The 20931-nt window shown below is 73.1% G+C and carries 24 protein-coding genes; 9 read left to right on the forward strand and 15 right to left on the reverse strand.

The window, feature by feature from the left end:
* Positions 1–12 precede the first annotated feature (12 nt).
* The 3 genes from ACIRB7_RS10295 to ACIRB7_RS10305 all read left to right on the forward strand — a co-directional run bounded on the left by ACIRB7_RS10295 (position 13) and on the right by ACIRB7_RS10305 (position 2283).
* Entirely contained in the window at positions 13–168 is a 156-nt protein-coding gene (locus ACIRB7_RS10295; RefSeq protein ID WP_351212245.1) for a VenA family class IV lanthipeptide, read from the forward strand.
* Positions 169–289: 121 nt separating this feature from the next.
* Entirely contained in the window at positions 290–1405 is a 1116-nt protein-coding gene (locus ACIRB7_RS10300; RefSeq protein WP_403595187.1) for an ATP-binding cassette domain-containing protein, read from the forward strand.
* Positions 1402–2283 carry an ABC transporter permease gene (locus ACIRB7_RS10305; protein WP_403595190.1) on the forward strand — a complete coding sequence of 294 codons (882 nt, stop codon included), beginning with the start codon at positions 1402–1404 and terminating at the stop codon, positions 2281–2283. The genes ACIRB7_RS10300 and ACIRB7_RS10305 overlap by 4 nt, the downstream gene beginning before the upstream one ends.
* Before the next feature lie 13 nt (positions 2284–2296).
* Here the strand turns inward: ACIRB7_RS10305 and ACIRB7_RS10310 are convergent, their stop codons facing one another.
* The gene (locus ACIRB7_RS10310; RefSeq protein WP_403595193.1) at positions 2297–3151 is read right to left on the reverse strand and encodes a DMT family transporter; all 855 of its coding nucleotides are present in this window, start codon (positions 3149–3151) and stop codon (positions 2297–2299) included.
* A 115-nt stretch (positions 3152–3266) separates the two neighbouring features.
* Positions 3267–3449: a hypothetical protein gene (locus ACIRB7_RS10315; RefSeq protein ID WP_403595195.1), complete on the reverse strand. Its 183-nt coding sequence runs from the start codon at positions 3447–3449 to the stop codon at positions 3267–3269.
* Positions 3450–3584: 135 nt separating this feature from the next.
* On the opposite strand from ACIRB7_RS10315, the gene ACIRB7_RS10320 reads away from it, so the two are divergent.
* On the forward strand, positions 3585–4619 hold the full coding sequence (locus ACIRB7_RS10320; RefSeq protein ID WP_403595198.1) for an NUDIX domain-containing protein: 1035 nt from the start codon (positions 3585–3587) through the stop codon (positions 4617–4619).
* 12 nt (positions 4620–4631) lie between these two features.
* Here the strand turns inward: ACIRB7_RS10320 and ACIRB7_RS10325 are convergent, their stop codons facing one another.
* On the reverse strand, positions 4632–5312 hold the full coding sequence (locus tag ACIRB7_RS10325; protein ID WP_403595201.1) for an MBL fold metallo-hydrolase: 681 nt from the start codon (positions 5310–5312) through the stop codon (positions 4632–4634).
* A gap of 105 nt (positions 5313–5417) precedes the next feature.
* Positions 5418–6782 (reverse strand): dipeptidase, encoded by a 1365-nt coding sequence (locus ACIRB7_RS10330; RefSeq protein WP_403595204.1) that lies wholly within the window; start codon positions 6780–6782, stop codon positions 5418–5420.
* Between the two features lie 299 nt (positions 6783–7081).
* Here ACIRB7_RS10330 and ACIRB7_RS10335 point away from each other — a divergent pair, with 299 nt between their 5' ends.
* Positions 7082–8488, forward strand: a complete 1407-nt coding sequence (locus ACIRB7_RS10335) for a geranylgeranyl reductase family protein (RefSeq protein WP_403596165.1) — start codon at positions 7082–7084, stop codon at positions 8486–8488.
* Positions 8489–8543: 55 nt separating this feature from the next.
* On the opposite strand, the gene ACIRB7_RS10340 is transcribed toward ACIRB7_RS10335, so the two are convergent.
* A complete protein-coding gene (locus ACIRB7_RS10340; protein ID WP_351212259.1) occupies positions 8544–9032 on the reverse strand; it encodes a nitroreductase family deazaflavin-dependent oxidoreductase in 489 nt (162 codons plus the stop codon).
* A gap of 144 nt (positions 9033–9176) precedes the next feature.
* On the opposite strand from ACIRB7_RS10340, the gene ACIRB7_RS10345 reads away from it, so the two are divergent.
* On the forward strand, positions 9177–9872 hold the full coding sequence (locus tag ACIRB7_RS10345) for a TetR/AcrR family transcriptional regulator (protein ID WP_403595207.1): 696 nt from the start codon (positions 9177–9179) through the stop codon (positions 9870–9872).
* A 29-nt stretch (positions 9873–9901) separates the two neighbouring features.
* On the opposite strand, the gene ACIRB7_RS10350 is transcribed toward ACIRB7_RS10345, so the two are convergent.
* Together ACIRB7_RS10350 and ACIRB7_RS10355 are read right to left on the reverse strand one after the other, a co-directional pair.
* Positions 9902–10675 (reverse strand): maleylpyruvate isomerase family mycothiol-dependent enzyme, encoded by a 774-nt coding sequence (locus ACIRB7_RS10350; RefSeq protein ID WP_403595210.1) that lies wholly within the window; start codon positions 10673–10675, stop codon positions 9902–9904.
* 65 nt (positions 10676–10740) lie between these two features.
* A complete protein-coding gene (locus tag ACIRB7_RS10355) occupies positions 10741–11970 on the reverse strand; it encodes an MFS transporter (protein WP_403595213.1) in 1230 nt (409 codons plus the stop codon).
* Positions 11971–12354: 384 nt separating this feature from the next.
* On the opposite strand from ACIRB7_RS10355, the gene ACIRB7_RS10360 reads away from it, so the two are divergent.
* Complete coding sequence (locus ACIRB7_RS10360; protein ID WP_351212265.1) at positions 12355–13581, forward strand: ROK family protein; 1227 nt, start codon at positions 12355–12357, stop codon at positions 13579–13581.
* Between the two features lie 14 nt (positions 13582–13595).
* On the opposite strand, the gene ACIRB7_RS10365 is transcribed toward ACIRB7_RS10360, so the two are convergent.
* Positions 13596–14078, reverse strand: a complete 483-nt coding sequence (locus ACIRB7_RS10365) for an SRPBCC domain-containing protein (protein ID WP_403595216.1) — start codon at positions 14076–14078, stop codon at positions 13596–13598.
* A 230-nt stretch (positions 14079–14308) separates the two neighbouring features.
* Between ACIRB7_RS10365 and ACIRB7_RS10370 the strand changes: the two genes are divergently transcribed.
* A complete protein-coding gene (locus ACIRB7_RS10370) occupies positions 14309–15079 on the forward strand; it encodes an SAM-dependent methyltransferase (RefSeq protein ID WP_403595219.1) in 771 nt (256 codons plus the stop codon).
* Positions 15080–15112: 33 nt separating this feature from the next.
* On the opposite strand, the gene ACIRB7_RS10375 is transcribed toward ACIRB7_RS10370, so the two are convergent.
* From ACIRB7_RS10375 to ACIRB7_RS10390, 4 genes are all read right to left on the reverse strand, one after another.
* Positions 15113–15700 (reverse strand): DUF4865 family protein, encoded by a 588-nt coding sequence (locus ACIRB7_RS10375; protein WP_403595222.1) that lies wholly within the window; start codon positions 15698–15700, stop codon positions 15113–15115.
* 37 nt (positions 15701–15737) lie between these two features.
* Positions 15738–16328 carry a TetR/AcrR family transcriptional regulator gene (locus tag ACIRB7_RS10380; RefSeq protein WP_403595224.1) on the reverse strand — a complete coding sequence of 197 codons (591 nt, stop codon included), beginning with the start codon at positions 16326–16328 and terminating at the stop codon, positions 15738–15740.
* Positions 16329–16393: 65 nt separating this feature from the next.
* Positions 16394–16999: an ATP-binding protein gene (locus tag ACIRB7_RS10385; RefSeq protein WP_403595227.1), complete on the reverse strand. Its 606-nt coding sequence runs from the start codon at positions 16997–16999 to the stop codon at positions 16394–16396.
* A gap of 214 nt (positions 17000–17213) precedes the next feature.
* Positions 17214–17540, reverse strand: coding sequence for a hypothetical protein (locus tag ACIRB7_RS10390; RefSeq protein WP_403595230.1), 327 nt, complete (start codon positions 17538–17540; stop codon positions 17214–17216).
* A 174-nt stretch (positions 17541–17714) separates the two neighbouring features.
* Between ACIRB7_RS10390 and ACIRB7_RS10395 the strand changes: the two genes are divergently transcribed.
* Positions 17715–18872 (forward strand): PLP-dependent cysteine synthase family protein, encoded by a 1158-nt coding sequence (locus ACIRB7_RS10395; RefSeq protein WP_403595233.1) that lies wholly within the window; start codon positions 17715–17717, stop codon positions 18870–18872.
* Here the strand turns inward: ACIRB7_RS10395 and ACIRB7_RS10400 are convergent.
* The 3 genes from ACIRB7_RS10400 to ACIRB7_RS10410 all read right to left on the reverse strand — a co-directional run bounded on the left by ACIRB7_RS10400 (position 18832) and on the right by ACIRB7_RS10410 (position 20886).
* Entirely contained in the window at positions 18832–19332 is a 501-nt protein-coding gene (locus ACIRB7_RS10400; protein WP_403595236.1) for an SRPBCC family protein, read from the reverse strand. The genes ACIRB7_RS10395 and ACIRB7_RS10400 overlap by 41 nt on opposite strands.
* 289 nt (positions 19333–19621) lie before the next feature.
* A complete protein-coding gene (locus tag ACIRB7_RS10405; protein WP_403595239.1) occupies positions 19622–20062 on the reverse strand; it encodes an SRPBCC family protein in 441 nt (146 codons plus the stop codon).
* Positions 20059–20886: a DeoR/GlpR family DNA-binding transcription regulator gene (locus ACIRB7_RS10410; protein WP_403595242.1), complete on the reverse strand. Its 828-nt coding sequence runs from the start codon at positions 20884–20886 to the stop codon at positions 20059–20061. The genes ACIRB7_RS10405 and ACIRB7_RS10410 overlap by 4 nt, the downstream gene beginning before the upstream one ends.
* Positions 20887–20931: the final 45 nt, after the last annotated feature.

Here is a 20931-nt window from a genome sequence, read left to right on the forward strand (position 1 = left end):
AGGAGCACGTCCATGGAGAACAAGGACCTCGAACTGCTCGCCCGTCTCCACGCCCTTCCGGAGACCGACCCCGTCGGCGTGGACGGAGCGCCGTACGCCGCGACGTGTGACTGCGTGGGTCTGCTGACCCTCCTCAACACGATCTGCATCGGCATCAGCTGCGCGTAACTCAGGCACCACCATCCGGTCGGCGGCTGAACCCGGGAAGCCGCCGGCCGGATGTTCACCGTCCTGTACGAGGCGGGGCCGTCCGCCGCGGAGGGCGTACCCCCAGACGAGGACCAGACCCATGCAGCTACCAGCCGGCGACGACCTTGCCCCGGCAGCCCCCATGACCACCGCCGTCACGAGCCCACCGGCCGCCCGGCGCGTACCCGAGTCCGGGTACGCCATCAGCATGCGCGGCCTGGCCAAGAGCTATCCGGGCCCGCAGGGCAGCACGACCCACGCGGTACGCGGCCTGGATCTGGATGTGTCGCAGGGCGAGACGTTCGCCTTCCTCGGTCCGAACGGAGCCGGGAAGTCGACCACCATCGCCATGCTGTGCGCCCTGGCCCGCCCCACCGCCGGTCACGCCACGGTCGCCGGCGCCGACGTGCTCACCCAGCCCCATCACGTACGCCGACACGTCGGCATGCTCTTCCAGAACAGCGCTGTGGACGCGGAGCTGACGGCCGAACAGAACCTCCGCATCCACGCCCGCCTCTACGGGCTGCCCCGCCGACACGCCCGCCTGCGCGCCACGGAGGTGCTGGAGACGGCCGGGCTGACCAACCGGAGGAGTTCCCCCGTACGCACCCTGTCGGGCGGCATGCGGCGCCGCCTGGAGATCGCCCGCGCCCTGCTGCACTCCCCCCGCGTGCTGTTCCTCGACGAGCCGACCACCGGCCTCGACCCCCACGCCCGCGTCCAGGTATGGGACCACCTCCGGGCCCTGCGCGAGCGGCACGGCAGCACCCTCTTCGTCACCACCCACTACCTGGAGGAGGCGGAGAACTGTGATCGCATCGCCATCATCGACAGCGGTCGCGTGGTGGCCCAGGGCACTCCCCGCGCGCTGAAGGCCGCGATCGGAGACGACCGGGTCGTCCTGCGCACGAGCGACGACACGACGGCGGAACGGGTCGTGCGCGCGGTCGTCCAGCCCGACCGCGCCATCGCCGTGGACCCGTCCGGCATCTCCTTGCGGATGCCGGACGGCAGCGCCTGGATCCCGCGCCTCTGCGCGGCACTGGAGCGCCACGGCATCGCCGTCCACGCCGCCTCCGCTGCCCCGCCCACGCTCGACGACGTCTTCTTCCACCACACCGGCCGCAGCCTCGACGCCACCGAGCGCGGCCACGCACCGGCCGTCCCCGCCCCGTGCGAAACCGAAGCCACGTCAGAGACCGGGGGCGCCCGATGACCACCGTCACCCTGAAGGCCCCTGACACCCCCGGCACCGCGGACACTTTCGGCTCGTCCGTCGGCGGACGGCCCGCACGCCTGCGGCGGGAACTGCGCGCGATCCACGCCCTGATCCACCGCGACCTGCTGCGCCTGGCCGGTCAACGCGCCCACACCGCGCTGATGCTGCTCCAGCCGATGCTCTACCTCCTCATCCTCGGGGGCGGCCTCGCCGCCCTCATCCCCCGTTCCTCCCTGGGCGTCGGCTACCAGACCTATCTCTTCCCCGGCATGCTGATGATGACGGTGCAGGCACCGGCCATCCTGGTCGGAATCCGCCTCATCACCGACCGGCAGAGCGGTTACCTCCGCGAGCTCCTCATGGCCCCCGTCAGCCGCTCCGCCCTCCTCCTGGGCAACTGTGCGGGCGGCACCCTGACCGCCACGGTCCAGGGCGCCGTGATGCTCGGCCTCGTCGGCACGGTCGGCCTCCCCTACGACCCGCTCCTGCTGCTCCTGCTCCTCGGCAGCATGATCATGGCCTCGTTCACGATCACCGCCCTGTCCCTGGCGATTGCCGTCACCCTCCGCAGGCCCGAGACCTTCCACACCTTCCTCGGGCTGATCATGATGCCGCTGCTGTTCCTCTCCGGGGGCTTCTTCCCCCTGCAGTCCCTGCCCGGCTGGGCCCAGGCCCTCGCCGGCGCCAACCCCCTCGCCTACGCGGTGGATCTCCTCCGCCGCTGCATCAGCCTTCGCGTCCCCGGCCAGCCGGCCGCCGCCGGTGTCGAGTGGGGCGACTGGCAGCCGCCCCTTCCCCTCGAAGCGGGCCTCCTCCTCGCCAGCGGCACCCTCGCCCTGCTGTGGGCCGCGCGACGCTTCAACCGTCCGGAATGACGCTCTCGCGGGGTCAGGACGTGCCGACTCCGGCGCGGGCCAGCGCGAACACCCCGAGGACGATCATCGCGACCCCCGCCGACTGGGGCACGAGCCACCAGCCCGCCCGTACGTGCTCCTCGTACAGCAGGACGCCCAGGGCCAGGCTCACCGTCGCGTCGCCGAGGGTCAGGGCGGGCTGGGAGGCGACGAGCGGCCCGCCCTGCATGGCGTGTTCGAGCAGCAGGAGGGCCCCGATCCCCGCGGCGCAGAAGGCGTAGGTCTGCCAGGCCGTCAGGAACGCGCCGATGCCGCCGTCGCCGAGGATGTGCATGGACGTCTTCATGAGGGCCGCGGTGAGCGCGTAACAGATCGCCGTCGCGGCGCCGAGGCAGCCGGCCCTGGCCCGCCCGGGCGGTCTGCGCACTCCGGCGGCGGCCAGGACCACCACGGCGACAGCGCAGGCCACGAGGGCCGGCACCCAGCGGTCCAGTTCCACATGGGTGCGGTTGCCGGTGGGCGACGCGGCCACGAGCGCCACCCCGAGCCCGGCCACGACCGTTGCCACGGCGGCCCAGAGGCGGGCGGGTAGCCGTTCGCGTGTCATGAGGGAGGCGATCAGCAGGGCGAGGGGCAGTTCGAGTACGAACAGCGGCTGTACGAGAGCCAGCGGCCCGGTCGCGAGCGCCGCCGCCTGCCCGACGCCGGCGGCGATGACGGCGAGGATGCCGGCCAGCCACACGGGGCGGTGCAGGAGGTCGAGGACCAGTCCGGGCCGGAAGGAGCCGGACTGCGGGACGGTGAGTGCGGCGCGCCGCTGGAGCACCGTGGCCAGCGCGTTGCTGAACGCCGCGAAGAGAGAGAAGAGGACCGGCAGGACGACGCCCATGCACCGATCCTCACCGGGGCGGCGGCCGTCCGGGGGACGACACCGGCGGGTGCCGGTGCGGAGGACCCGGTCGGGCCAATGCCGGAGGACGACGCGGACGCCTCCTCCCGGCCCGTCACTCCCTCCGTACCCCCTCCGGCGTCCGCTGTTCCACGATCACCAGGTACGTGTCGGACTCCAGGTCCATCACGACCCGGGCCGGCACACCCTCGTCGCGCCGCGCGATGGCGAACTCCTCCGCCGGCCAGCTGCCCCGCGGGCCGCCGGCCGGAAAACGTTCGAGAACCATACGACTCATCTCCGCACCCCCTCGTGCTTGCCGTTCTCAACGACGGCCGCGCGGAAGTGTCACGCACATGCCGAGACAGCGTTCGTGGTTTCCGTGGCAGGGTGTTGCGGGCAAGCCACTGGGGGCTACCGAAGAGGGGGAATCGTGATCGTCTGGATCAACGGTACGTTCGGCGCGGGAAAGTCCAGCACCGCGCGCGAGCTGGTCGATCTGATCCCGAACAGCACGCTGTACGACCCCGAGGTCACCGGCGGGGGACTGCGGCGTCTCCTCCCGGCCAAGCGGCTCGCCGAGGTCGAGGACTACCAGGACCTGCCGATCTGGCGCCGCCTGGTCGTCGACACCGCCGCCGCGCTGCTCGCCGAGGTGGGGGGCGTCCTCGTGGTCCCCATGACCCTGCTCAGACAGGAGTACAGGGACGAGATCTTCGGGGGGCTCGCCGCCCGCCGCATCGAGGTGCGCCACATCCTGCTCGCCCCGGAGGAAACGATCCTGCGGGAGCGGATGGACAGCCGGTCGGAATACGACGACCCGGAGATCGACGCCCGCGTACGCGACTGGTCCCACGAACACCTCGCGCACTACCGGGCCGCCCTCGACTGGCTCGCCGCCGACGCGTACACCGTCGACACCTCGGCGCTCACCGTCGCCGAGGCCGCCCGCTCCGTCGCCGACGCGGTCCGGACCGGTCTCGTCACCCCCTGCGGCATCGTCCAGACCCCCGACCCGACCGGCGAGACCGTCGCCGCGGGTGTCCTGCTCTTCGACGAGCAGGACCGTTTCCTCCTCGTCGACCCCACCTACAAGCCGGGCTGGGAGTTCCCCGGCGGCGTCGTCGAACCCGGCGAACCCCCGGCCCGCGCCGGAATGCGCGAGGTGGCCGAGGAGATAGGCCTCGAACTCGACGCCGTGCCCCGACTCCTGCTCGTCGACTGGGAACGCCCCCAGCCCCCCGGGTACGGAGGACTGCGCCTCCTCTTCGACGGCGGCAGGCTCGGCGCCGAGGACACCGCCCGCCTCCGTCTCCCCGGCGCCGAACTGCGCGGCTGGCGCTTCGTCACCGAGGAGGAGGCCGCCGAACTCCTGCCGCCCGTCCGCTACCGCCGCCTGCGCTGGGCCCTGCGCGCCCGCGAGCGCGGCACGGTGCTCAACCTGGAGGCGGGGGACCCGGTGGGCTGACGTGCGCCGGACCTATCCCGCCGCCGCGGCGAGCAAGGCCGCCGTGTCCTCGGTCACGGGAGCGCCGTGGCCGCAGCACAGCACCGAGGGGGCGAGCTTCGCGAGGTGCCGCATCGAGTCGAGCGCGAGCGCGCGGTCCACATGGAACACACCGAAGGTCACGCCCTGGACGGACGCCACCGTGTCCCCGGTGAACAGCACACCGTGGCGCGGGAGATGCACGGCGATCGAGCCGGGCGTGTGCCCCGGCGTGTGGACCACCACCGCGCCGTCGCCGAAGCCGAGCTCCTCGCCGTCCTCGACCTCCCGGTCCACCCGCGTCGGCGGCGCCTCCGGCACGGTCATCCCGTGCTCGAACAGCGGGACCTCCCAGTCCAGGAGGTCCGGTTCCGGCACCGGCGCCTCGCCCCGGATCACCGGAGCGTCGAGCCGGTGCGCGAGGATCTCCGCCCCGTGCCGGTCCGCGAGCTCCCGGGCCGAGCCCACGTGGTCCCGGTGGCAGTGGGTCAGCACGACGCGCCGCAGCCGGTCCGGGTCCAGTCCGGCCGCCCGTATCGCCGCCGCCGTCCCGGTCGCCGTGCCGACCCAGCCGGCGTCGATCAGGGTCAGTTCCTCCTCGTCCTGCCAGAGGTAGGCCTGGCCGATGGAGAAGTCGAGGAGGTGCAGGCGCGGGGTGATCCGGGTGAGTTCCATACGGCGAACCTACACATCCCCGCAGGTCCGCCGTATGCCTCTACGCTCTCGGCGAGCTTCGCCGAACGCTGAACCCAGAACCGAACCCCCGGCCCCGACCCTTCGTCAGACCTGCTTCGAGCGGGCGTAGTTGAGCAGGAAGTGCGCCTCCGCCACCGAGAGCCGCTCCAGCTCCTCGGGCGAGACGGACTCGTTGGGCGCGTGGATCTGCGCCTCGGGCTCGCTCAGACCGATCAGCAGGATCTCCGACTCCGGGTACAGCGACGCCAGCGTGTTGCACAGCGGGATCGAACCGCCCATGCCCGCCGTCTGCATCTCCTGACCGGGGTACGCGATCCGCATCGCCTCCGCCATCGACGCGTACGCGGGGCTCGACGTGTCCGCCTGGAACGGCTGGCCCTGACCCACCTGCTCGAGGGAGACCCGGGCGTTCCACGGCGTGTGCTTCTCGATGTGCGCGAAGAGCAGCTTCGTCGCCTCGGCCGCGTCCTGGCCCGGCGGCACGCGCAGGCTGAGCTGGGCGCGGGCCGACGCGGGGATGGAAGGGGTCGCCCCGGCCACCGGGTGGCAGTCGATACCGATGACGGTGACGGCGGGCCGCGCCCAGATCCGGTCGGCGACCGTACCGGCGCCCGGCAGGTCCACGCCCGTGAGGACCTTGGCGTCCCGACGGAAGTCCTCCTCCGGGTACTGCAGTCCCTCCCACGCCTTGTCGCACGGCAGGCCGTCGATGACGGTCGAACCGTCCGGGCCGCGCAGCGAGTCCAGTACGCGGATCAGCGCGGCCAGCGCGTCCGGCGCGGCGCCGCCGAACTGACCGGAGTGCAGGTTGCCCTCCAGGGTGTCGATCCGCACCCGGATCATCGTCATCCCGCGCAGGGTCGCCGTCACCGTGGGGAGGCCCACCCGGAAGTTGCCGGCGTCGCCGATCACGATCGCGTCGGAGGCGAGGAGTTCGGGGTGCTCCTCGGCGTACCGCTCCAGACCGCCGGTGCCCTGTTCCTCCGACCCCTCGACGATCACCTTGACCGTCACGGGAACGCCGCCGTTCGCCTTCAGGGCACGCAGCGCGAGCAGGTGCAGGACGAAGCCGCCCTTGCAGTCGGCGGTGCCGCGCCCGTACCAGCGTCCGTCGCGCTCGGTCAGCTCGAACGGCGGGGTGAGCCAGGCCGACTCGTCCAGCTTCGGCTGCACGTCGTAGTGCGCGTAGAGGAGGACGGTCGGCGCTCCGGCCGGGCCGGGCAGTATGCCGTACACCGCCTGCGAACCGTCCGGGGTGTCGAGCAGCGCCACGTCCTGGAAGTCCTCGGCGCGCAGGGCGTCCGCGACCCAGTTCGCCGCCGCCTCGCACTCGCTGCGCGGCGCCACGGCCTCGTCCGCCACCGACTCGAAGGCCACCAGTTCCGTGAGCTCGGCCTTGGCCCGGGGCATCAGGGACCGGACGGTCTCGGCGATCGGATTCGAGGTCATGGGCACGCTCCTGGTGGGTGCGACGTTACGACGTAAGGACGGCGATCGGCGTATGTCGTGGTACGACGAACGCACCGCCGATCCTACGGCGCGGGCCTTCGGGTACCGCGCCGTAGGATGCGTCAGGAGCAGACCACCGGTCGGATCAGGAGCAGAAGCACATCGTGAGCAGCGAGCACGCAGAGAACGCCGGTCCGGAGAACACCGCGCCCGAAGGTGCGGCTCCTGAGGGCATCGGTGTGGACGGGGCGGCGGACGTGGACCCGACGGAAGACGCGGAGGTGTACGCGACGTCCGACGTGGGGGACGACGCGACGGTCGACCCGGAGGCGGACGTCTGGGACGTCGTGGTCGTCGGCGCGGGGCCGGCCGGTGCGACCGCGGCGTACGCGGCTGCGGTGGCCGGACGCCGGGTGCTGCTCCTGGAGAAGTCCGAGCTTCCCCGCTACAAGACGTGCGGCGGCGGCATCATCGGCCCGTCCCGCGACTCGCTGCCGCCCGGTTTCGAACTCCCCCTCCAGGACCGGGTGCACGCCGTCACCTTCTCCCTCCAGGGACGCTTCGCCCGCACCCGCCGCTCCCGCCGCATGCTCTTCGGGCTCATCAACCGCCCCGAGTTCGACGCCCAGCTCGTCGAGCACGCGCAGAAGGCGGGCGCCGAGCTGCGGACGGGCGCCACGGTGAGCCGGGTGGAGCAGCACGGCCCGGCCGTCCCGGACCGCCGGACCGTCGCCGTCGTCCTCGCGGACGGCGAGACGGTGTTCGCGCGCGCGGTCGTCGGTGCCGACGGCAGCGCGAGCCGCATAGGGGCGCATGTAGGGGTGAAGCTCGGTCAGGTCGACCTGGGCCTCGAGGCGGAGATCCCCGTGCCGCCGTCGGTGGCCGAGGACTGGAAGGGGCGCGTCCTCATCGACTGGGGCCCGATGCCCGGCAGTTACGGGTGGGTCTTCCCCAAGGGCGACACGCTGACCGTCGGCGTGATCTCGGCGCGCGGCGAGGGCGCGGCCACCAAGCGGTACATGGAGGACTTCGTCGCCCGGCTCGGCCTGTCCGGCTTCGAGCCCACGATCTCCTCCGGGCACCTGACGCGCTGCCGCACCGACGACTCTCCGCTCTCCCGTGGCCGGGTCCTGGTCTGCGGTGACGCCGCGGGCCTCCTGGAGCCGTGGACCCGTGAGGGAATCTCGTACGCGCTCCGCTCGGGCCGCCTCGCGGGCGAGTGGGCGGTACGGGTCGCCGAGGCGGGCGACGCGGTGGACGCCCGGCGCCAGGCCCTCAACTACGCCTTCGCCATCAAGGCCGGGCTGGGTGTCGAGATGGCGGTCGGGCGGCGGATGCTCGCCCTGTTCGAGCGGCGGCCGGGGCTGCTGCACGCGACGATCACGGGGCTGCGGCCGGCGTGGAACGCGTTCGCGGACATCACCCGGGGTTCGGCGACGCTCGGCGGCATGGTCCGCTCGAACGGCATGGCCCGGAGGGCGCTGGAGGTGCTGGACCGGCGGATGGACACCTCGTCCGGTGTCGGCCCGGCGGGCCGTGGGGTCGGCCAGCGGGAGCGGTCGGCCACGTCGGAGGGCGAGGAGACACAGACCCCGGAGGTCTCGGAGACCCCGGAGGCCTCGGAGACCCTGGAGTCTCCCGAGACGCCCAAGAGCCCGGAGACGCCCAGGGGATCGGAGTCGTCCAAGGCGCCGGAAGTGTCCTGACGCCTCGGCGCGGGGGTGAGTGAGACAGCGGACGGGCTCCGCCGCTCCGGCCGGTTCACGCGGCCGGGGTGGTGGGGCCCGTCGTCGTGACGAGGAAGACGGGGTGCTTCGGGGCGACAGCGCGCAGCTCGGCATCGGAGGAGTCGGGACCGACGCCGCCGAAGAAGACACCGACCTCGGCCTTCCAGCGCTTGAGGTAGGCGCGCAGCAGCGCGGGCTTGTCGTCGTCCGCCACCTCGACGGCGGTGAACTCCTGCACGTGCTTGCCGAGGATCAGCTGCCCGCCGCCGGAGGCCCGCATGTTGTGGGTCCACTGGACGTGGCCACGGGGCGCGACGAGGTACCGGGCGCCGTCGATCGTCATGAGGTTGACGGGGGTACGGCGCCACTCGCCGCTCTTGCGACCGCGGACGGCGAGCACCCGGGAGCCCCAGACGCTGATGCCGCGCCGGGTCATCCAGGCGACGGCGCGGTTGAGGACGTTCACCGTGATCCAGCCGGGCTTCATGACGTGGGCGGTGGGGCTGAGGGGCTGAGCGCTCATGGTGTTCCTCCTGGGGAATCAGGGGCGCGGAGCAAAGTGTGAGCACCGCTCTCGCTTGAGATCAGTGTGCACGAAGCAGTGGCCCCAAACAAGAGCAGCGCTCTCACTTCGTCTCAGTGCTCCGAAAATGGCACACTGCTCTCCATGACGACCGTCCGAGGGGCCCGCGCCCGCGCCCGTATCGAGATCACCGCCGCCATCAAGGACGAGGCCCGAGGTCAGCTCGCCGCCGAAGGCGCCGCGAAGCTGTCCCTGCGGGCCGTCGCCCGCGAGCTGGGCATGGTGTCCTCCGCGCTCTACCGCTACTTCCCGAGCCGCGACGACCTGCTCACCGCCCTGATCGTCGACGCCTACGACGCCGTCGGCGCCGCGGCGGAGGCCGCCGCCGCCGAGAACCCGGCGCTGCGCCCCCTGGACCGCTGGACCGCCGTCTGCCGGGCGGTCCGCGCCTGGGCGGTCGCGCACCCGCACGAGTACGCCCTGATCTACGGGTCCCCGGTGCCCGGCTACTCCGCGCCCCAGGACACGATCGCCCCGGCCGCCCGCGTCGGCCTCGTCCTCATCGACATCGCCCGCCGGGCGCACACCGGCGAGGGCGTAGCCCTCCCCCCGCTCCCGGAGACCCTGCGCCCCGAAGCCGACCGCATCGCCGCCGACATCGCCCCGGACCTCCCCCCGGCCCTCGCCGTCGCGCTCGTCGCCGCCTGGTCGCAGCTCTTCGGCCTCGTGTCCTTCGAGGTCTTCGGCCAGTTCCACCGGGTCGTCGAGGACCGCGACACCTTCTTCGCGACGGCCGCCCGCCGCCTGGGCCAGGACGTGGGCCTGCTGCCCCGCGGCTGAACCGCACCGCCCCCGACCGCCGCTCAGGGTCAGGTGATCGCCGAGGTCTCCCGCCACACCCGGGCGAGCTCCGCGTCCCCGACGAGCGTCACGGCATCGACGGGCAGCCGGTTCCACAGGGTCAGGTACAACCGGCCGGCGGGACCGCTCAGCTCCGCATCAGATCCCCTACCGACCGCAGCACCCGCCACCGGCGAAGCCGACCGGCTCAGCCGCTCCGCCCGGGGCGGCTCAGCCGCAGACAGGCGTACGGTCCAGACGTCACCCGTGTCCGTCGTGCGCACCCTCAACGTCCGGGGCCCGGACGTCCGCACCCGGCTGCGGTCACGCCCATGGAAACCGCACAACAGCTCGTCGATGCCGTCGGCGCCGAGCGCCGGGTCCACCGGCCCGGGGCCGGTCCCGCGAGCCGACTCGACGTCCGCGCGGTGAACCAGGGTCTCGTGCGCCTGCCGCCGCGCCCAGAACGCGAGCGGCGAAGGCGCGGGGAGGAACGTCCAGCACTCCAGCGCCTCCGGCGCGGCGCGCAGGGCGGCGACGAGGCCCGCGTGCCCCTCGCGGTAGTGGGCGAGCAGTTCGTCGCCGTCGAGCGCCGGTTCGCCCTCGTCGGGCTGGTACGTGGTGTGCCCCTCGGCCACGTAGGCCGCGGCCCAGCGGTGGACCATCGTCGTGTGCCGGAGGAGGTCCCTGACCCGCCATCCGGGGCAGGTCGGCACCTCCGCGTCGGGCCCGGCCGCAGCCGCCGCATCGGCCAGGCCCCGGCCGGCAGTCTCCAGTGCCCCGATGTGCTCGGCGATCTCCATAGTCCCCATCCCCCCGACAGCCATATCCACAGGACGAAGTCTCGCAGCTCAAGAACGGCGGCGACTCAACACCCCCCATCGACCCCGGCGTTGCGGGCCCAGTAGCCCATCGCCGCCGCGCCGGCGGCCAGCACGGCGACCGTGGTGAGCGCCACCGGCAGCGAGAACCAGTCGGCGAGGAAACCGATGGACGGCGGCCCGAGCAGCATCCCGCCGTAGCCGAGCGTGGACGCGGTCGCCACCCCGCTGGGTCCTGCGACGGCTCCCGCGCGGGCCACGGCGACGGGGAAGATGTTGGCGAGACCGAGGCCGGTCACCGCGAAGCCGAGGAGTGTGGCCCAGACGGTCGGCGCGAGCGCGCCGAGCAGCATCCCACCGGCGGCCGTCGCGCCACCGGCGACCAGGGTGCGGGTCTGGCCGAGGCGTTCGAGCAGGGCGGTGCCGGTCAGGCGTCCCACCGTCATGGTCAGCGCGAAGACGGAGTACCCGGCGGCGGCCACGCCGGGGTGCGCGCCCAGGTCCTGTTCCAGGTGGAGGGCGCCCCAGTCGGCGAGGGCCCCTTCGCCGTACGCCGTGCAGAGGGCGATGACCCCGAAGACGAGCACGGTACGGCGCGTCCCGCCCCGCGACGGGCCGCCGGCGGGGGCGGCGGGCGCGAGGGACTCGGGCGGCGGGGCGGGGGAGGGGTGACGCAGGAGTACGGGACCGGCGAGAGCCGTCAGGACCAGGCCGACGACGGTGAGGCCGAGGAGATGGGTGGTCGGGGAGAGGCTCCCGGCGAGCAGCCCGCCGAGGCCGGCGCCGAGCATGCCGCCGAGGCTGAAGGCGGCGTGGAAGCTCGGCATCACGGGGCGCCGGAGCGCGGTCACGAGATCCACGGCGGCGCTGTTCATGGCGACGTTGATCCCGCCGTACGCGGCGCCGAAGACGAGCAGGACGAGGCCGAGGGTCAGCGGGGACCGCGTGAGCGCCGGCAGGGCGACCGACAGGGAGAGGAGAACGGCGGTGGCGACGGTGACGGCGTGGGAACCGTAACGACGGCAGAGCCGGCCGGTCAGCGTCATGGTGATCACGGCGCCCGCGGACACCCCGAGGAGGGCGAGGCCGAGGTCACCGGCCGAGGCGCCGGTCTGCTGCTTGACGGCGGGGATCCGGACGACCCAGCCGGCGAACAGGAAGCCGTCGAGCGCGAAGAACAGGGTCAGGGCGAGGCGGAGGCGGGACAGGGAGCGGGTGGCGGTGTCTCCGCCGGGGCCCCCCGATGCGGCCGTCCGTACTTTGTTTAGTAGCGGCACAAACTCAGGATAGGGGCAGAACGCCAGAAGCATCAAGCGGGCGGCACCCGCCCACGCACGGGAGCGGGGGACGCGCAGGGGTCGTGTTCGGGACGTGAAGCGTGATTTGTGGCGCGTAAAAGGAGCGTCCAACTCTCAAGGCCCAGAACGCGCCGTAAATCATGCAGTCCCGGACACGACCCCGGAGCGGCCCCCACGGCCCCCCACGCCAGAGGCGGACCCACCCACCGGCAGCAGACGACCCACCCACCTACCCGAGACAGACCCACCCACCGGCAGCAGACGGCCCCCCCCGCCCGCCCGGGACGGACCCACCCACCCGCCCGGGACGGACCCACCCGCCCGGGACGAACCCACCGGCCCGATCATGGGAGACTCGCCCCCATGAACGGCAAGGCGACGACGACCCGGACACGGCTGGACAGGGGGCGCAACGCGCTCGGGCCCGCCCTGGAGCTGGTGCACACCGGCAGGGCGCCGACCCGGGCCGTCCTCACCGCCGAACTCGGCGTCACCCGGGCCACCGCCGGTGCGGTCGCCGCCGAGCTGGAGGCCCTGGGCCTCATCCGTGTCGACTCGAACCCCGGCGCCGCCGCCGGCTCCCAGGGCCGCCCCTCGCACCGCCTCGCCGTCGACGAGAAGGGCCCCGTCGCGCTCGCGGCCCAGGTCCACGCGGACGGCTTCCGCGCCGCACTCGTCGGTCTCGGCGGCACCATCGTCGCCACGGCCCCCGGCTGCGTCACCGTCTCGGCCGACCCCGCCCAGGTCCTCGGCGCCGTGGTCGACGCCGGAGCCGACCTGCTCCGGGAGAGCGGCCGCCGGTGCGTGGGCGCCGGGCTCGCCGCCCCCTCGGCCGTGGCCGAGCCCGAGGGCACCGCGCTCAACCCGCTCCACCTGGCCTGGCCCGCGGGGGCGCCGGTCCGGGAGATCTTCGCCGAACGGGTACGGGCCGCCGGCATCGAAGGCCCCGCCTTCACCGGCAACGACGTGAACCTGGCCGCCCTCGCGGAGCACCGCCACGGTGCGGGGCGCGGAGCCCGGGACCTGCTCTGCGTGGCCACGGGCCACCGGGGCGTCGGTGGCGCGCTCGTCCTCGACGGACGCCTCCACACGGGCAGCGCGGGCCTGGCCCTGGAGGTCGGCCACCTCACGGTGAACCCGGAGGGCCGCCCGTGCCACTGCGGCAGCCGTGGCTGCCTGGACGTCGAGACCGACCCGCTCGCCTTCCTCACGGTCGCGGGCCGCGCCCCCGGCCCCGAGGTGTCCCTGCTCCAGCAGTGCCGCGACCTGCTGCGCACCAGCCCCGACGACCCGGGCGTCCGGGTGGCGGTGGGGGAGCTGATCGACCGTCTGGGGCTCGGCCTCGCGGGTCTGGTGAACATCCTCAACCCCGACCGGATCATCCTCGGCGGGCTGCACCGCGAACTCCTCGACGCCGACCCCGAGCGTCTCCGCGCGGTCGTCGCCGACCGCAGCCTGTGGGGCCGCAGCGGGGGAGTGCCGATCCTCCCCTGCACCTTGGACCACAACAGCCTCGTGGGCGCGGCCGAACTCGCCTGGCAGCCGGTACTCGACGACCCGCTGGCCGCCCTGGGCCGCGAGCCCGCCTGAGCGGTGCCCCGCTCCTAGGGGACCGGGGACCAGCCCTCGGGGTGGGCCTCGACCAGCGCGGCGAGCCGGTCGAGGGCCATGCGCGTGCCCGCTTCGTTGTCGGCGGCGGGCACAGCGTCCGGAACCCCCTCGTGGACGACGAGCACGTCCGTGCCTCCGCCGATCGCGATCAGGGTGGTCGTGAGGGTCATGGCGCCGCGCATCCTCGGGTCAGGGGCCTCGAACTCGACGACCTCGACCACACGTTCGTCCGCGAGCAGCTCCACGAAGCGCCCGTGGTACGTGTCCGTGCGCTCGCCGGACTTGCCGATGCCGTCCGCGGTCTCGTAGCGCAGCGAGATCCGGAAGGTGCCTCCTTCGCGGGCGTCGAAGTCATGCACCTCGCAGGTCATTCCGTACGGCACCCGCCAGCGCCCGACGGCCCCCGGGTCGAGCAGGGCCCGGTAGACGGCCGAGGGCTGGGCGTCGACATGGCGGGACACACGCGTCGTGTACACGCTGCAAGGCTAGGGCGTCTCGGTCCGGACCGCCCTCCGGCCAAGGACGGCCGGCCATGAAAGCCCCGCACGCGGAAACCCCGAACGCGCAAGCCCCAGCCGCGAAAGCCCCAGCCGCGCCAGCCCCGCCCGCGCCAGCCCCGCCCGCGAAAGCCCCGAACACCCCGAAAACCGGCCTGCCAGCGGAAACCGCTGGGCGGCGGCCGCCGGACGACGTACCCTTCCGCCTCATGATCACTACTGAATCCGATCTTCCTCCGCGTCTCGGCAGCCTCACCTTCCACGGCCCGCTCTCCGAGGCCCGCGCCACCCGAATGATCGAGCGGCTCGCCGCCTCCGAGCCCGCCGATGTGCTCGACATCGGGTGCGGCTGGGGTGAGTTGCTCCTCCGTGTCCTGGACGCCGCCCCGGCGGCGAAGGGCGTCGGCATCGACATCAACGCGGAGGACCTGGCCCGTGGCCGGGCGCTCGCAGAGACCCGGGGGCTCGCCGACCGCGTCGAGTTCGTCGAGGAGTCGGCCCTCGGCACCGATCGCGGTCCCGTCGACGCGATCCTCTGTCTCGGGTCGAGCCAGGCGCTCTGCGACCCCGAGCAGCCGCACGACCCCGCCGCCGCCCTGCGGGAGCTGCGCCGGCTGGTCCGGCCCGGAGGAAGGGTCGTCCTGGGGGAGGGCTTCTGGGAGCGCACGCCCACCGAGGAGGAGCTGGCCGGCATGTGGCCCGGGGCCGCCGCCGACGACCACCTCTCCCTCGGCGCCCTCGTGGACCTCGCCATCGAGGCGGGGTTCCGGCCCGCGTGGATCGAGACGGGCAGCGCGGACGAGTGGGAGGAGTTCGAGTCGGGTTACCGGTACGACACCGAGGTCTGGCTCGCCGCCCACCCCGACCACCCGCTCGCCGAGGAGACCCGCGAGCGCGTCGACCGGCAGCGCTCGACCTGGGTCAACGGCTACCGGCGGGTCCTCAACATGGCCTACCTCACGCTCGTCGCCGTGGCCTGAAACCGGCCCACGTAGGGCTGACGGCCGCCCGGCTCACCCCTGCCGTCGCCCGGCGCCCAGCTCCTGCCGCCCCGGCGCCGAGAGATGCAGGACCCGGAAGCGCTCACCCTCGTCGGTGGGCGCTTCCTCGTCCGCCCACAGGGTGAAGGCGAGCAGCTCCCAGTGGCGCGGGTCCACCGCGAGGGCGGATGCCACGACCCCGTGCCGCCGAGCCTCGCGCGCGTGCCGGGCCACGGCGTCCGTCACGGCCTCGCCCGGAGGGACGGCCTCCCCGATCGGAGTCCTGCGACGCGTCGCGGTACCCGGCGCCGACGTGGCCGCGGGCCCCTCCGCGTACGCCAGGCCCGTCCAGTGCTGCACCACGGGCCGGCCGAAGTCGCGCACGATGCCTTGGAAGCCAGGCCCCCAGAGGAAGGAGTTCATGCCTTCCGGAGTGCCCCACAGATAGAACGGCGCGTACTGGTTCACCGGCGCGCCGGCCTCCCGCTCCCGGACCAGGTACGCCTTGAGGCCGAGCCCGGGGAAGTCGTCGAGCAGATGGCCCCTGGTGGCCACCCGTTCGCGGATGATCCCCATGTCGTAATCGGCGGGCAGGGTGATCTCGTACTGCATGGCGTGCACAGGAGGGACTCCGCTTCTCCGGGGGTACGAGGTGGGGTCAGGCCGAGGCGCCGCGTGGCGCGAGCAGCGCGAGCAGCCCGCGTACCGCATGGTCGAAGGGCGCCCGCGAACCCGTGGCGCGGGCCAGCACGTACCCGCCCTGTACGGTCGCCACCACCGTCGCGGCGAGCTCCTCCGGATCGACGTCCCCGCGCAACTCGCCGCTGTCCAGGCCCTCCTGGATGACCTGGGCGAGTCTGCCGCGTACCAGGGCGAGTACGTCCTCGACCGGCGCGCGCAGCTCGGGATGCGCGATCACCTCCGGGTCCATCGTCAGCCGCCCCACGGGGCAGCCGCGCAGGACGTCCCGCTCGCGCAGCAGGTACGCCTCGATCCGGGCGTACGCCGAACCCTCACCGCCCAGCACCGCTTCGGCCGCAGCCGCGAGCTCCCCGGCCGAACGCCGGATCGCCGCGAGCGCCAGGTCGGGCTTGCCCGCGAAGTGGTGGTACATGCTGCCCTGGCCCACGCCCGCCGCTTGTTGCACGGCCTTGGGGCTGGTGCCGACGTAACCCCGCTCCCACAGCAAATCGCGGGTCGCCTCGATCAGCCGCTCGGGGGTGCTCATGCTCATGACGGCACTGTACATACCAGTAGGTACAGAAGAGAAGAGTCCCGCAGCGGGCCCGCAGGCCCACGGGCCTGCGGGCGGTCTCAGCTCGCGCGTCCCACCAGGACCGGCTCGGGCGTGAGCAGCGGTTCGGGCGCGAGGGCCGGTTCGAGGGCCGGGCCCGGGTCCGCCGGGGTGCTGAGCGGGACGCCGGAGAACCGTCCGTACCCGACGAAGGGACCGTCGGTCGCGGAGCCGTACACGTCGTGCGCACGTGCCATGACAGGGACGGGTCGCGGCGGCGCGGAGAGGGTGAACCACACCACCTTCCCGTCCTCGCCACAGGGGCGGACGCCCCAACTCTCGCTGACCGCACGGACGATGGCGAGGCCTCGGCCGGAGGTGGCAAGTTCGTCGAAGGCGTTGAGCGGGTCCGGGCAGCAGGCCTCCGGTATGCGGGGGTCGTGGTCCCGGACGGAGACCGTCAGCCGGTCGAGCAACAGCTCGATCTCGACGGTGCACCGTTTGTCCGGCCGCGCGTGCCGGTGGACGTTCGTCAGAAGTTCGGTGACTCCGAGCACGGCCTGATCGACCAGAGCGTCGAGGTGCCAGTGACGCAGATGCGCGGAGACAATTCTGCGGACCTGTCCGATCCGCGACGGCAGGGCTTGAAGCTCCACCGCGTAATACCTGCTCGGCTCGCTGATCACGGCTGCGACTCCCCGAAGTTGTCCGGAAGAAGACGAAGATTCGGATCTCTCCTGCGACACAGGGGCTCAGGCGGGGTGGCGACCGAAACGTACCGTCACCATCGGTGAACCCTCTGTGAGGTAATTACAGCGTGAACCAGTGGTGACCGTCCCGCAACTCACGGCGAGCCGAAGCCCGCTCCGGCGCCGCCCCGCCCCGTGGCCGCCGGCCGCCTCAGCGCCGCCCCGCGGCCCGCCTCAGCGCCGCGAGGAAACGCCCCGACTTCTCCGCGGCCTCGCCGTCGCCACCGCCCCCGTGATCGTCGCCGTGCAGCGTCAGCCGGTAGCGGGTGCCGTTCACCGTCGCCACCGCCTCGTCGGCCCTCGCGAACCAGGGGCGCCCCGCCCGGACCTTACTGACGGGCGCGCTGTCGATCTCGCTGCCGTAACTCGTGAGGAGGGCGAGCCTGCCGTCCTCGATCCGCACCTCCCCGGCGCGCGTCAGTGAACGCGGCCAGCGGTCGATCCGTACGCCCCTCGCACTGAACTCGGGTTCCGACATACCGATCCGCCCCTTTCACCCGGTGTCGTACCCAGTGTGCCGGGCCGCCCGCGCCCGCACCAGAGGCCCTCCCGCAAGTCATCCCTATGGACAGTCAAAGGAAACGTTTGCCCAGGTGGGAGGGGTATTGTCGAGAGCGGGGCACCCAGCGGAAGCGACCGAGGAGAGGCACGGATGAGCACCACGGAGAACAACGTGGGGAACCGCGCGGCCGCCGCGACGGTCACCGCCGCGACGGTGACCGTCGACGTCGACCGCAGCGACCCGGCGTACCGGTCCTGGCTCAAGGAGGCCGTCCGCAAGGTCCAGGCCGACGCCAACCGCTCCGCCGACACCCACCTGCTGCGTTTCCCGCTCCCGGAGAAGTGGGGCATCGACCTCTACCTCAAGGACGAGTCCACCCACCCCACCGGCAGCCTCAAGCACCGCCTCGCCCGTTCCCTCTTCCTGTACGGCCTCTGCAACGGCTGGGTGCGGCCGGGGAAGCCCGTCATCGAGGCCTCGAGCGGCTCGACCGCCGTCTCGGAGGCGTACTTCGCGAAGCTCATCGGCGTGCCCTTCATCGCCGTCATGCCCCGCACCACCAGCCCCGAGAAGTGCCGGCTCATCGAGTTCCACGGCGGGCAGTGCCACTTCGTCGACGACTCGCGCACGATGTACGAGGAGGCCGCCGCCCTCGCCGAGCGCACCGGCGGTCACTACATGGACCAGTTCACGTACGCGGAGCGGGCCACCGACTGGCGTGGCAACAACAACATCGCCGAGTCCATGTACCAGCAGTTGAAGCTGGAGCGGTATCCGGAGCCGGCCTGGATCGTGGCCACCGCGGGCACCGGCGGTACGTCGGCGACCATCGCCCGCTACGTCCACTACATGCAGCACGACACCCGCATCTGTGTCGCCGACCCCGAGAACTCCTGTTTCTTCGACGGCTGGACGCACCACGACCCGGACGCCACCGCGGACTGCGGCTCCCGCATCGAGGGCATCGGCCGCCCCCGGATGGAGCCCAGCTTCGTGCCCGGGGCCGTCGACCGCATGATGAAGGTGCCCGACGCGGCGAGCGTCGCCGCCGTCCGCGCCCTGGAGACCGCCATCGGCCGCAAGGCGGGCGGCTCCACCGGCACCGGCCTGTGGAGCGCCTTCAAGATCATCGCGGAGATGGTCGCCCACGAGCGGACCGGCAGCGTCGTCACCCTCATCTGCGACCCTGGCGAGCGCTACCTCGACAAGTACTACTCCGACGACTGGCTCGCCGCCCAGGGCCTCGACATCGCCCCGTACAGCGCCGCTATCGAACGGTTCCTGGCGTCCGGGGTCTGGCCGGAGTGAGCCGCCGGTCGAGCCGCCGCGCCGCGTCCCGGAACGACAGCCCCACGCCGGGCCCCGCGAGACGCAGTCCCATCCGGAACGGAGCGGCGCCGTCGGCCGCCATGGTCCACCGCAGACGGGTGCCCCTGCCCGTGGGGGAGAGGGCCCACTCCTCCGCGAGCGCCGTGACGCCCGGGGCGTTGGTGGTGTCCACCCGGTAGGCGTACCGGACGTCGGGCTCGGAGGCCAGGATCGTCTCCTCGAAGGCGATCCCGCCCCGCAACCGGACGGTCCTGCCGGCGCCGTCGCCGGTCGGGACGGCGGAGACGACCGCCGTGAACCAGGCGGGCATGCTCCCCACCTCCACGGCGAGCGACCGGTAGACGGCCGGGGGTGGTGCGGCCAGCGTCGCGGTGAAGACCAGGCGGACGGGCGCGGATGCGGTGAAGTCGAGCTCCACCGGCCTCAGTCGGCGTGCCATGGACCGAACCTCCCCAGGACGGAAGTGAAAGGGCACCCTAGCTGACGGGCTGTCAACAGCACAGGGGGGTCGCGGCACTTGGCGTGAAGGGAGGCCATCCATGGCGAGCGCCTGAGCAAGACGCCCCCGGGCTCGGCCTCCCGACTCAGCCCCCGGGCTCGGCCTCCCGACTCAGCCCCCGGGCTCGGCCTCCCGACTCAGCCCCCGGGCTCGGCCTCCCGACTCAGCCCCCGGGCCCACCCCCCCGACTCAGCCTCCCGACTCAGCCCTCGGGCCCAGCCCCCCCGCCTCAGCCCCTCCCCAGCAGCCCGTCCACCGCCCGCCCGAACAGCGCCCGGCCCGCCCGCGCGAGCACCGGGTCGAAAGCCCGCGGGAGTCCGCGTACGGACAGCTCCTCCGTCCACACCACCCGACTGCCGCCACCCGGCGTCCCCGTCACCTCGACGAGCGCCCAACCCCGTACCACCCGGCCGTACTTCTCCAACCGGCACGCGCCGGAGCGGCCGCCCTCCGGCGGTTCCCAGCGCACGACCTCCATCGCGTCGTCGAAGGACAGCCGGCCGAGGCCCGTACGGGCGGTGAACCGGGTGCCGACCCGGTTCGGCCCCGGTGTCAGCACCCTCGTCCGGGTCAGCGGCACGAGGCGGCCGTGCGCCGGCCAGTCCGTCAGCCGCCGCCACACCTCCCCGGGCGCCAGCGGCACCGTCCGCTCGACCCGGAAGCGGCTCACGCCTGCTCCTCGCCCGCCACCACGAGCCCCGGCAGCTGCTCCGCCACCTCGGCCCGTACGCCCTCGGCCAGGCCGCGGTCCGTCACCCAGGTGTCCACCTCGTCGAGGGTGGCGAAGGAACTCAGGCCCACCGTGCCCCACTTGGTGTGGTCGGCGACCACCACGACCCGGCGCGCCGACCGCATCAGGCACCGGTTGGTCTCCGCCTCCGCCAGGTTCGGCGTCGACAGGCCGGCTTCCACCGAGATGCCGTGCACCCCGAGGAACAGCAGGTCGAAGTGGAGCGAGCGGACCGCCCGGTCCGCGACCGGCCCCACCAGGGCGTCGGAGGGCGTGCGCATCCCGCCCGTCAGGACGACCGTCGCCGCCCCCCGCCGCGACTCGCCGCCGCTGCCCGCGAGCTGGGCCTCGTGGAAGACGTCCGCGACCCGGACCGAGTTCGTCACCACCGTCAGGTCCGGGACGTCGAGCAGATGCCGCGCCAGGGCGAAGGTCGTCGTCCCGCCGGAGAGCGCGATCGCCGTGCCCGGTGCGACCAGGGCCGCCGCCGCCCGGGCGATCTCGTCCTTGGCGCTGGGTTCGAGCACCGACTTGGCCTCGAAGCCCGGCTCGTGGGTACTCGCCTCGACCACCGGAACGGCTCCGCCGTGCACCTTCTCCAGCATGCCCTGCCGGGCCAGCGCGTCGAGGTCGCGACGGATCGTCATGTCCGAGACGCCGAGGCGTCGGGTCAGCTCGTTGACCCGGACACCGCCGCGCCGCCGGACCTCGTCGAGGATCAGGGCACGCCGCTGCTCCGCGAGGAGGTTCTGGTTGTCAGTCACCGCCGGGGCCGGTCCTTCCGCAGAAGACAAGGGGATGGCTGTCGG

It is taken from the genome of Streptomyces sp. NPDC093795 (genome assembly GCF_044764665.1).
Taxonomy (GTDB): domain Bacteria; phylum Actinomycetota; class Actinomycetes; order Streptomycetales; family Streptomycetaceae; genus Streptomyces.

Bases quoted from the DNA above. Each gene is read 5' to 3' on its own strand.
- ACIRB7_RS10295 (WP_351212245.1), top strand. From the start codon at position 13: ATGGAGAACAAGGACCTCGAACTGCTCGCCCGTCTCCACGCCCTTCCG.
- ACIRB7_RS10300 (WP_403595187.1), top strand. From the start codon at position 290: ATGCAGCTACCAGCCGGCGACGACCTTGCCCCGGCAGCCCCCATGACC.
- ACIRB7_RS10305 (WP_403595190.1), top strand. From the start codon at position 1,402: ATGACCACCGTCACCCTGAAGGCCCCTGACACCCCCGGCACCGCGGAC.
- ACIRB7_RS10310 (WP_403595193.1), bottom strand. From the start codon at position 3,151: ATGGGCGTCGTCCTGCCGGTCCTCTTCTCTCTCTTCGCGGCGTTCAGC.
- ACIRB7_RS10315 (WP_403595195.1), bottom strand. From the start codon at position 3,449: ATGAGTCGTATGGTTCTCGAACGTTTTCCGGCCGGCGGCCCGCGGGGC.
- ACIRB7_RS10325 (WP_403595201.1), bottom strand. From the start codon at position 5,312: ATGGAACTCACCCGGATCACCCCGCGCCTGCACCTCCTCGACTTCTCC.
- ACIRB7_RS10330 (WP_403595204.1), bottom strand. From the start codon at position 6,782: ATGACCTCGAATCCGATCGCCGAGACCGTCCGGTCCCTGATGCCCCGG.
- ACIRB7_RS10340 (WP_351212259.1), bottom strand. From the start codon at position 9,032: ATGAGCGCTCAGCCCCTCAGCCCCACCGCCCACGTCATGAAGCCCGGC.
- ACIRB7_RS10345 (WP_403595207.1), top strand. From the start codon at position 9,177: ATGACGACCGTCCGAGGGGCCCGCGCCCGCGCCCGTATCGAGATCACC.
- ACIRB7_RS10350 (WP_403595210.1), bottom strand. From the start codon at position 10,675: ATGGAGATCGCCGAGCACATCGGGGCACTGGAGACTGCCGGCCGGGGC.
- ACIRB7_RS10360 (WP_351212265.1), top strand. From the start codon at position 12,355: ATGAACGGCAAGGCGACGACGACCCGGACACGGCTGGACAGGGGGCGC.
- ACIRB7_RS10370 (WP_403595219.1), top strand. From the start codon at position 14,309: ATGATCACTACTGAATCCGATCTTCCTCCGCGTCTCGGCAGCCTCACC.
- ACIRB7_RS10380 (WP_403595224.1), bottom strand. From the start codon at position 16,328: ATGTACAGTGCCGTCATGAGCATGAGCACCCCCGAGCGGCTGATCGAG.
- ACIRB7_RS10390 (WP_403595230.1), bottom strand. From the start codon at position 17,540: ATGTCGGAACCCGAGTTCAGTGCGAGGGGCGTACGGATCGACCGCTGG.
- ACIRB7_RS10395 (WP_403595233.1), top strand. From the start codon at position 17,715: ATGAGCACCACGGAGAACAACGTGGGGAACCGCGCGGCCGCCGCGACG.
- ACIRB7_RS10400 (WP_403595236.1), bottom strand. From the start codon at position 19,332: ATGGCACGCCGACTGAGGCCGGTGGAGCTCGACTTCACCGCATCCGCG.